1 protein-coding gene is annotated in these 9,661 nt (G+C 74.6%); it reads right to left on the reverse strand.

The window, feature by feature from the left end; all coding sequences use genetic code 11:
* Window positions 1–12: 12 nt before the first annotated feature.
* Window positions 13–9,648, reverse strand: coding sequence for an SDR family NAD(P)-dependent oxidoreductase (locus ACIBH1_RS15445; protein ID WP_397314378.1), 9,636 nt, complete (start codon window positions 9,646–9,648; stop codon window positions 13–15).
* Window positions 9,649–9,661 lie beyond the last annotated feature (13 nt).

Raw genomic sequence — 9,661 nt, forward strand, 5'->3', positions numbered from 1 at the left:
CCTGCCGCCGGCTCAGCCGGCGACGGCCACCTCGGCGAGCAGGTGCCCGGCCAGTTCGGCCGGGGTGGGGTAGTCGTAGACCGCGTCGGCGGCCAGCTGGATGCCGGTCAGCTCGCCGATCCGGTTGCGCAGCTCCACCGCCGCCATCGAGGAGAAGCCGAGCTCGAAGAACTCCGCGTCCGGCTCGATCGCGTCGGGCAGGGGGAACTGCAGGATGGCGGCGGTCTCGCGGCGCACGACGTCGAGCAGGATGCCGTGGTGGCTGTCGGGCGCGCTGCCGTCCAGCAGGCGGCGGAAGGCGGCGCTGCCGTCGATCACGTTCTCCGCCTCCTGCGGCGGCAGCGCCGCCTCGGGGACGGCGTCCAGCAGGTGGGAGCGGAGCAGACCGGCCAGGGCGGCCCAGTCGGGGTCTGCCACGACGAGCGTGGTGTCGTTCAGGCGCAGGGCGTGGCGCAGGGCCGCGACCGCGTCCGCTGGTTCCTTCAGGCCGACCGCCGCCGACAGTGCCGGCAGGCCCGCCTCCCGTCGCCGGGCGGCCAGCGCGGTGAAGTGCTCCAGGTGCGCCGCCCCGTCGTCGCCCCAGGCCGCCTGGGCCGGGGCGAGCATGATGAAGGCGGCCAGGTCCGTCGTGCGGGTCCGCTCGTCCAGGAGGCGCGCGGTCTCCGGTGTCGTGCAGACGACGGCGGTCAGCGGGTGAGCACCGTCGGCCGCGGCTGCCGTCACGGCGTCGAGCCCGCCCGCAAGCACGGCGTCCAGCCCGGCTGCCGTCATGGCGTGCTCGTCGGCGAGACTGCGGACGATCACTCCCGGCTCGCCGTCGAGGCGGGCGTCGGGTTCGGTGAGCACGACTCTCGTGGCGCCGTTGCGCGCGGCCCAGCGGCCGAGCTCCGCGGCGGTCTCGTCGAGCGGCCCGGCCAGCACGATGGTCCCGCTCGGACGCCATTCGGCGCCGAGCACCGTGGCCCGTGCCGGCGCGGGGCGGAGCCTGCGCACGAACACGCCGCCCTGCCGTACCGCCGCCTCGTCCTCGCCGGTGATCCCGGACAGGACCGAGCACAACCGGCGCAGCACCTGCTCGTCCAGCACGGCGGGAAGGTCGACCAGCCCGCCGTCGCGCAGCAGCCGCTCGCGGGCCGCCGTTCTGAGCCTGCCCCAGGTCTGCGCGGCCTCCGGCGTGACGTCGCCGTCCGAGGGCGCGACGCGCACCGCGCGCCGCGTGAGCACCCAGACGGGCGCGCCGCCGGGGGCGATGGAGGGCGGCGCGGCTCCGTCGGGCAGGAGGCAGACGATGCCCGCCACCCCGGTGTCCGAGCCGGGCGGTTCCGGCACGACGGCGGTGTCGGCGCCGTACCTGGCCAGCGCGGCGGCGATCGCCCGCCCGGCCGGAGCCGTGGCGTCCGGCTGCGGGGAGTCGTCGGGCGCGACCACCAGCCACGTGCCCGACAGGACGGGCGCGGGCAGGTCGGTGAGCGGCTGCCAGCCGAGCTGGTGGCGCGGGTGCCCGTGGTCGGCGCCGGTGCCGCCGTGCAGCCTGGCCAGGGCGGGCAGCAGGTCCTCCAGGGTGGCTCCCGCCCCGAGCCCGAGCGTGGCGAGCAGTCCGGGCAGGTCCTGGCGGGCGACCGCCTCCCACAACTCGGTGTCGGGCGCGGCCACCTGCTCGATCGCGGGCGGGTCGGGCCAGTAGCGCTGGCGCTGGAAGGGGTAGGTGGGCAGCGGCACGGTCGCTCCGGCGCCGACGACCGCTCCCCAGTGGACCTCGGCCCCGTGGGTCCAGGCCTGGGCCAGGGCGTCGAGCAGGGTGGCTGCCTCGGGCCGGTCGCGGCGCATCACCGCGGCGGCGACGCCGGTCCAGTCCTCGACGCAGTCTCCGGCCATCGCCGTCAGCACCGCGTCGGGGCCGACCTCCAGGAAGGTGGTGACCCCCTGCCGCTGGAGGGTGCGGATCCCGTCGCAGAAGCGCACGGCCTGCCGCAGGTGGCGGACCCAGTACTCCGGCGAGGTCAGCTCCTCGGCGCCGGCCGCCTCGCCGGTGAGGTTGGAGACGATGGGGATCGCGGGCGGCCGGAACGCCAGTCCGGCGGCCACCTCGCGGAAGGCGTCCAGGACCGGTTCCATCAGCGGGGAGTGGAAGGCATGGCTGACGGCCAGCCGCTTGGTCTTGTGCCCGCGCAGCGACAGCAGCGCGGCCACCTCCAGGACGGCCTCCTCGGTACCGGACACGACCACCGACGAAGGCCCGTTGACGGCGGCGATGCCGACCCGGTCCTCGCGCCCGGCCAGCAGCGGCAGGATCTCCTCCTCGGTGGCGCGGACGGAGACCATCGCGCCTCCGGAAGGCAGTTCCTGCATGAGGCGGCCTCGCGCGGCCACCAGCGTGACCGCGTCGTCCAGCGTCAGCACGCCTGAGACGTGCGCGGCGACGATCTCGCCGATCGAGTGGCCGGCCAGGAAGTCCGGGCGAGTGCCCCAGGCTTCGAGCAGGCGGTAGAGCGCGACCTCGACGGCGAACAGGGCGGCCTGGGTGTAGCGGGTCTGCTGCAGCGCCTCCGGGTCGCCGGTGATGACCTCGCGCAGGGGGCGGTCGAGGTGGCCGTCGAAGCGGGCGCACACCTCGTCGAAGGCCGCGGCGTACTCGGGGTAGGCCGCGTACAGCTCCTCCCCCATCCCCTGGCGCTGGCTGCCCTGGCCGGTGAACAGGTAGGCGGTCCGTCCGCGTGCGGCCGTCGCGCTGGTCACGTTGTCGGCCGGGGTCTGCGCGATCGCCGCCTCCAGCCCGGAGGTGAGCTCTTCCCTGGTCGTGCCGAGCACCACCAGCCGCCGCCGCAAGGACGAGCGGGTCGTGGCCAGCGAGCGGGCGATCTCGTCCGCCGCGTGCTCAGGCCGCGTGGCCAGGTGGCCGCGCAGCCGCCGGGCCTGCGCCCTCAGCGCCTCGTGCGACTTGGCCGACATCACCCACGGGATCAGGGGGCGCTCCGGCGCCTCCGCCGTGGCGGCGGTCTGCGGGGGCGCCTGCTCCAGGATGATGTGGGCGTTGGTGCCGCTGATGCCGAAGGACGAGACTCCCGCCCGGCGCGGCCGCGCGGTCTCGGGCCACGGGGTGGCCTCATGAAGCAGCCGCACCGCGCCCGCGGACCAGTCGACGTGGCCGGTCGGCTCGTCCACGTGCAACGTCTGCGGAAGCACGCCGTGGCGCATCGCCATGACCATCTTGATCACGCCCGCGACGCCCGCGGCCGCCTGGGTGTGGCCGATGTTCGACTTGACCGAGCCGAGCCACAGCGGCCGGTCCTGCGGCCGGTCCTGGCCGTAGGTGGCCACGATGGCCTGCGCCTCGATCGGGTCGCCCAGGGTGGTGCCGGTGCCGTGTCCCTCGACGGCGTCGACGTCCGCCGTGGTCAGGCGGGCGTCGGCCAGGGCCTGCTCGATCAGGCGCTGCTGCGACGGGCCGTTCGGCGCGGTCAGGCCGTAGCTGGCGCCGTCCTGGTTGATGGCGCTGCCGCGCACGACGGCCAGGATCGGGTGGCCGTTGCGCTGGGCGTCCGACAGCCGCTCGACGAGCAGCATGCCGACGCCCTCGCCCCAGCCGGTGCCGTCGGCCGCCGCGGCGAAGGACTTGCAGCGTCCGTCGGCGGCCAGGCCGCGCTGGCGGGCGAAGTCGACGAAGACGGCGGGGGTGGACAGCACCGTGACCCCGCCGGCCAGCGCGAGCGAGCACTCGCCGCGGCGCAGGGCCTGCATGGCCATGTGCAGGGCGACCAGCGAGGAGGAGCAGGCCGTGTCGACGGTGACCGACGGGCCCTCGAACCCGAAGGTGTAGGAGACCCGCCCGGACGCCACGCCCGCCGAGACGCCGGTGCCGACGAAGCCGTCCAGGTCGCTGGCCAGGTTCTGCAGGTGCACGCCGTAGTCGTGGTACATCAGCCCGACGAACACGCCCGTACGGCTGCCGCGTACCTCGGCCGGGTCGATGCCTGCGTGCTCCAGCGCCTCCCACGAGCCCTCCAGCAGCAGGCGCTGCTGCGGGTCCATGGCGACCGCCTCCCTCGGCGAGATGCTGAAGAAGGCCGGGTCGAAGGCGGTGGCGTCGTAGACGAAGCCGCCCTCGCGCGCGTAGGTGGTGCCCGGGTGCTCCGGGTCGGGGTGGTAGAGCTCGTCCAGCGGCCAGTTGCGGTCGGTGGGGAACATCGACATCGCGTCGCCGCCCTGCGACACCAGGTTCCACAGGTCCTCGGGGCCCGCGACGCCGCCGGGCAGCCGGCAGCTCATGCCGACGATGGCGATCGGCTCCTCCGCGCTCATCGCGGTGTGGGTGGTGACCGCCGTGCCCGGACCGTCCAGGAGCCTGCCGCGCAGGTACTGCACGAGGGCCACGGGTGTCGGGTAGTCGAAGATCAGCGTGGCGGGCAGCCGCAGCCCGGTGGCCGCGTTCATCCGGTTGCGGAACTCGACGGCGGTGAGCGAGTCGAAACCCGCCTCGTTGAAGGGCCGGTCCTGCTCGACGGCGCTCGCGTCGGCGTAGCCGAGCACGGTCGCGACCTGGTCGAGCACCAGGTCCATGACGACCTTGGCGTGCTCGCCCTCCGGCAGGCGCGCCAGGCGCTCGCGCAGCTGCGAGGCGGCGGCCGGGTCGGAGCCGACGACGCGCCGCTTGGAGACGGGCACGAGGCCATGAAGGATCGCGGGCAGGGCGCCGAACTGCGCCGCCGTCCTCAGGTTGCGCAGCTCCAGCTTGATCGGGACCAGCGTCGCCCGGTCGGCCGCGCAGGCGGTGTCGAGCAGGGCCAGGCCCTCCTCGGTGGTGAGCGGGACGACCCCGGTGCGGGCCAGCCTGGCCCGGTCGGCGTCGCTGAGCGTGCCGGTCAGGCCGCTGTCCTGCTCCCACAACCCCCAGGCCAGCGACAGGGCGGGCAGGCCGAGCCGGCGGCGTCGTACGGCGAGCGCGTCGACGAAGGCGTTGGCCGCGGCGTAGTTGCCCTGGCCGGGGCCGCCGAAGACGCCGGCGGCGGACGAGAACGTCACGAACGCCGAGATCGGCAGGTCCTGGGTGAGCTCGTGCAGGTTCAGCACGGCGTCCGCCTTGGGGCGCAGCACCGCGTCGATGCGTTCGGGGGTCAGCGTGGCCAGCACGCCGTCGTCGAGCGCGCCCGCCGCGTGCACGATCCCGGTGAGGGGATACTGGGCGGGGATCGATGCCAGGAGCCCGGCCAGGGCGTCGCGGTCGGCGGCGTCGCAGGCCGCGATGGTGGTGTCGACGCCGAGCTCGAGGAGTTCGGCCTGCAGCCGGAGCGCCCCCGGGGCGTCGGGTCCCCGGCGGCTGGTCAGCAGCAGCCGGCGCACGCCGTGCCGGAGCACCAGGTGGCGGGCGACGATGCCGCCCAGCGTCCCGGTGCCGCCGGTGATCAGCACGGTCCCACCGCGCTCCCAGCCCGCCACGGCCTGGACATTCACACCCGCCGCCTCGGCCTCCGCGCTCGCGGCCTCGGTGCCCGCACTCTCCGTCACGGGCTCCGTGCTCGCGGCTCCTGTGACCTGCTCGGGCGTGAAGCGGGTCAGGCGGGGGACGTGCAGGGCGCCCGCGATCAGCGCGGCCTGGGCCTCCCCCGACTCCGCGGCGGCCGGGACCGCGCGCCACGACTCCTCGCTGCCGTCGACGTCGATCAGGACGAAGCGCCCGGGGTTCTCCGACTGGGCGGAGCGCATCAGCCCCCAGACCGCGGCGGCGGGAAGGCTCTCTCCCGACACCGCTCCCTCGGTGACGATGACGAGCGGCACGTCGGCGTACCTGTCCTCGGCGAGCCACCGCTGCGCCACCTCCAGCACCTCGGAGGTGGCGGCCCGTGCCCCGTCGGCGGCGTGCGCCGTACCGGCCGGGCCGCAGGGCAGGAAGGCCAGCCGCGGTAAGGGGCCGTCGGCCGCGAGCTCCGCGAGCACGACCCCGTCCGCCGCCAGCCGGGACCCGTCGCCGCCCGCGAGGGCGTAGCGGGCCTCGCCGGGCTCTCCCAGCTTGGCCGGGATCCAGTCGAGGGAGAACAGCGAGTCCTTGAGCGGGTCGGCGGCGGCCTTCAGGTCCTCCACGGCCAGCGCCCGCACGGCCAGCGATTCCACGCTCGCCACGGGCGCTCCGGCGGTGTCGGCGACCTCGATGCCGACGCCGTTGGCTCCCGAGGGGCTCAGCCGTACCCGGAGAGCGGCGGCGCCGGTGGCGGCCAGCCGTACGTTGGTCCAGGCGAAGGGCAGCATCGGCCCGCCCGAGGTGTCGAAGAAGCCGCCCACGGCCAGCGGCTGGATGGCCGCGTCGAGGAGGGCCGGGTGCAGGCAGAACCCGCCCGCCTCGGTGCCTTCCGGCAGGGCCACCTCGGCGAACAGCTCGCGGTCGCGGCGCCACAGGGCGGTCAGACCGCGGAAGGCGGGGCCGTAGTCGATGCCGATCCCGGCCATCAGCTCGTACACGTCGCCGGGCTGCAGGGCCGTCGCGCCTGGCGGCGGCCAGGACTGCTCGGCGAAGGCCGCCGCGGCGGTGTCCTTGGCCAGGAATCCGGTGGCGTGCCTGGTCCACGGCTCGTCCTCGGCGCGGGCGTGGATGGTGAGCGCTCGCCTGCCGTCCTCGTCCGGCGCGCCGACGGCGATCTGCACATGCACGCCGCCGGTGGCGGGCAGGATCAGCGGAGCCTGCAGCGTCAGCTCCTCCAGCAGGTCGCAGCCGACCTCGTCGCCCGCGCGTACGGCAAGCTCCACGAAGGCCGTGCCGGGCAGCAGCACCTGCCCGTTGACCAGGTGGTCGGCCAGCCACGGGTGCGTTTTGACGGAGAGCCTGCCGGTGAGCAGCACGCCTTCCGCGTCGGCCAGCGACACGGCGGCGGCCAGCAGCGGGTGCCCGGCGGCGCCCAGGCCGAGCTGGGTGAGGTCGCCGTTGGTCTGGACGGCGGGCGGCCAGTAGTGCTGGTTCTGGAAGGCGTAGGTGGGCAGGTCGACGCGGCGGGGTGCGGCCGGTCGCAGCAGCAGGTCCCAGTCGACGTCGCCGCCGCGCACCCACAGTTCGGCGGCGCTGGCCAGGAACCGGCGCAGCCCGCCGTCGTCGCGCCGCAGGGTGCCCACCGCCGCGCAGGCGTCGGCGGCCCCTGCCGCTTCCACACTCTCCTGGACGCCGATCTTCAGGACCGGGTGGGCGCTGCATTCGACGAAGAAGCGGAAGTTCTCCTGTGCCAGGGTCTCGACGGCGGGGCCGAAGCCGACCGTCTCGCGCAGGTTCTCGTACCAGTAGGCGCCGTCGGCCTCGGTGCCCTCCAGCCAGGCGCCTCTGACCGTCGAGTACCACGGGGTGTGGCTGATGCGCGGGGCGACCGGGGCCAGCAGGCCCGCCAGGTCGTCCTTGATCGCGGTCACGTGCGCCGAGTGCGAGGCGTAGTCCACCTCGATGCGCTTGGCCCGCTCGTTGCCGGCCAGCAGCTCGTCCAAGGCGTCGACGTCACCCGAGACGACGGTGGAGGAGGGGCCGTTGATCGCCGCCACGGAGACCCGGCCGTCGAGTCCGGCCAGATACTCCCGTACCTCCGCGACCGGCAGCGGCACCGACACCATGCCGCCCCGGCCCGCCAACGCGATGATCGCCTGGCTCCGCAACGCCACCACCCGGGCGCCGTCCTCCAGCGACAATGCCCCGGCCACCACGGCGGCCGCGATCTCACCCTGCGAGTGGCCGATCACCGCGGCCGGCTTGACACCCACCGACTGCCACACAGCTGCCAGCGAGACCATCATCGCCCACAACACCGGCTGGACCACGTCCACCCGATCGAAGCCCGGCTGGCCGCCCTCGCCACGCAACACGCCCGTCAGCGACCAGTCCACGAACGGCGCCAGCGCCACCTCGCACTCGGCCATCCGCCGCGCGAACACCGGCGAGGACTCCAGCAACTCCACACCCATGCCCAGCCACTGCGAGCCCTGGCCGGGGAAGACGAACACGGTCTTGCCCGCCGTACCCGCCGTGCCTTCGACGGCGCCGGACACCGCGCCCGAGGCCAGCCGCTCCAATGCCGACGTCAGCTCTTCGCGGTCCCCCACCACAACGGCCCGGCGCTCGAACGCCGACCGCGACGCCACCAGCGAGTGCGCGACGTCGGCCGCGGCGAGTTCCGGCCGCCCGGCGGTCCAGGAGGCCAGCCGCCCGGCCTGGGCCCGCAGCGCCTCACCGGTCTTGGCCGACAGCACCCACGGCACCACCGGCAGCTCGATGCCCGCCTCGGCCTCCGCGGGCTCCAGCGCGGGAGCCTCCTCCAGGATCACGTGCGCGTTGGTGCCGCTCATGCCGAAGGAGGAGACGCCTGCCCGGCGCGGCTCCGCACCGGGCGACCAGGGGCGGGCCTCCTGCAGCAGCTCCACGTCGCCGGCGGTCCAGTCGATCTGCTCGGACGGTTGCGAGGCGTGCAGGGTGGCGGGCAGGACGCCGTGGCGCATCGCCATGACCATCTTGATCACGCCGGCCGCTCCGGCCGCCGCCTGGGCGTGGCCGATGTTCGACTTCACCGAGCCCAGCCACAGCGGCTGGCCCTCGGGGCGGCCCTGACCGTAGGTGGCGATGATCGCCTGCGCCTCGATCGGGTCACCGAGGGCCGTGCCCGTGCCGTGCGCCTCGACGGCGTCGATCTGGTCCGGGGTGAGCCGCGCGTCGGCCAGCGCCTGGCGGATCACGCGCTGCTGCGAGGGGCCGTTCGGCGCGGTCAGGCCGTTGCTCGCACCGTCCTGGTTGATGGCGCTGCCGCGCACGACCGCCAGGATCGGGTGCCCGTTGCGCTGCGCGTCCGACAACCTCTCCACCAGCAGGACGCCCGCGCCCTCGGCCAGCGCCATGCCGTCCGCGTCGTTGGAGAAGGCCTTGGAGCGGGCGTCCCTGGCCAGCGCGCGCACCCGGCTGAACCCGATGAACGTGCCCGGCGTCGACAACACGGTCACCGCTCCGGCCAGCGCCAGCGAGCAGTCGCCGTTGCGCAGCGCGCGCACGGCGAGGTGGAGGGCGACCAGCGAGGAGGAGCAGGCGGTGTCGATGGTGACGGCCGGGCCCTCCAGCCCGAGGGTGTAGGAGATGCGGCCGGACACCACGCTGGTGGCGACGCCGGTCATCAGGTAGCCCTGCAGCTCCGGCGGCGCCTGCATCATCATCGTGAGGAACTCGGGACTGTTGGCGCCCACGAACACGCCGGTCCTGCTGCCGTGCAGCGTGGCGGGGTCGATGCCGGCGCGCTCGATCGCCTCCCAGGAGGTCTCCAGCAGCAGCCGCTGCTGGGGGTCCATGGCGACGGCCTCACGCGGTGAGATGCCGAAGAAGCCCGGGTCGAACTCCGTGATGTCCTCCACGAACCCGCCCTCGGCGACGTAGGAGGCGCCGAACGCGTCGGGGTCGGGGTTGTAGAGCGTCTCCAGGTCCCAGCCGCGGCCGTCGGGGAAGCCGGAGATCGCGTCCGTGCGGTCGGCCACCACCCGCCACAGGTCCTCCGGGCTCTGGACCTCACCCGGGTAGCGGCAGCCGATGCCGATGATCGCGATCGGCTCGTGGTTGCGCTCCTCGGCCGCGTGCAGGCGTCGTTTGTTGTCGTGGAGCTCGGTCGTCACTCGCTTCAGATATTCGACGAGCTGTGCTTCGGTCGCCATCGTCGTTCCTCTC

Source organism: Nonomuraea sp. NPDC050663, assembly GCF_044456985.1.
Taxonomy (GTDB): Bacteria; Actinomycetota; Actinomycetes; order Streptosporangiales; family Streptosporangiaceae; genus Nonomuraea.

Coding starts and splice junctions, on each gene's coding strand:
- ACIBH1_RS15445 (WP_397314378.1), bottom strand. CDS start 9,648: ATGGCGACCGAAGCACAGCTCGTCGAATATCTGAAGCGAGTGACGACC.